1 protein-coding gene is annotated in these 1,017 nt (G+C 58.1%); it reads left to right on the top strand.

Annotated elements, in window-relative coordinates; all coding sequences use genetic code 11:
• Window positions 1-1,017, top strand: a 1,017-nt coding sequence (locus TU79_RS24855; RefSeq protein ID WP_057010431.1) for an ISL3 family transposase, incomplete at its 5' end; no start/stop codon positions are given.

Genomic DNA, 1,017 nt, shown 5'->3' with positions numbered 1-1,017 from the left:
CTCGGTCGTGCGGTGCGCCTCAGCGTTTTGCTCAGGCGTGTTGGTTGCCGCGACTGTGGCAAACGCATGGAGGCTGTCAGTTGGCTAGACCGCTACGCTCGCATGACGCGCCGCTTGGCCGAGACGGTCATTCAGGCCTGCGAACGCCTTCCAACCCTGCACGTGGCTCAGATGTTCGGCCTGCATTGGGACACTGTTAGGTTGCTGGAGCGTCGAGCCTTGCAAACGACGTTGAGCGCGCTGCCAAAGGCGCAACCGCGACGTTTGGTGATGGACGAGTTCGCATTGTTCAAAGGTCATCGTTATGCCAGCGTTGTTCTGGATGCGGATACGCGACGGGTGCTGTGGATCGGCGAAGGCCGCAGCCGGGCGGCGGTCAGGCCATTTTTCGAAGAGCTGGGGCCAGAGGGGTGCGCCCGAATCGAAGCGGTGGCAATGGACATGAACACCGCTTTTGACCTGGAGGTTCGTCAGCACTGCCCAAAAGCACGAGTGGTCTACGACCTTTTCCATGTGGTGGCCAAATATGGCCGAGAGGTGATTGATCGGGTTCGCGTCGACGAAGCCAATCGACTGCGTCACGACAAGCCGGCCCGAAAGGTCATCAAGCAGGCGCGTTGGCTGCTCCTGCGCAATCCTCAGAACCTGAAAACACCGGAGCAACAGGTCCGCTTGGAGGATTTGCTGGCGGCCAACCAAGCGTTGATGACGGTCTATTTGATGAAGGCTGAACTCAAAACGCTCTGGACGCCAAGTACCGCTTTGGGCTGGAGATCAGCCTGGAAGCAATGGCTGCGCCACGCTCATGAAAGCGCGATACCGGCTCTGATCCTGTTCGCCAAACGGCTAAAGGGTTACTGGCGGGGAATCGTCAGCCGTGTTCGCTGGCCGATGCACACGGGGCAGTTGGAAGGCATAAACAATCGAATAAAGGTCATCAAGCGGATGGCGTACGGTTACCGGGATAGCGAATTCTTTTTCATGAAGATCAAGAGCGTCTTTCCCGGTAATCCGTGA

Origin of the sequence: Pseudomonas trivialis, assembly GCF_001439805.1 — a bacterium.
GTDB classification, from domain to species: Bacteria; Pseudomonadota; Gammaproteobacteria; order Pseudomonadales; family Pseudomonadaceae; genus Aquipseudomonas; species Aquipseudomonas trivialis.
This window is presented reverse-complemented; position numbering and strand designations above follow the sequence as displayed.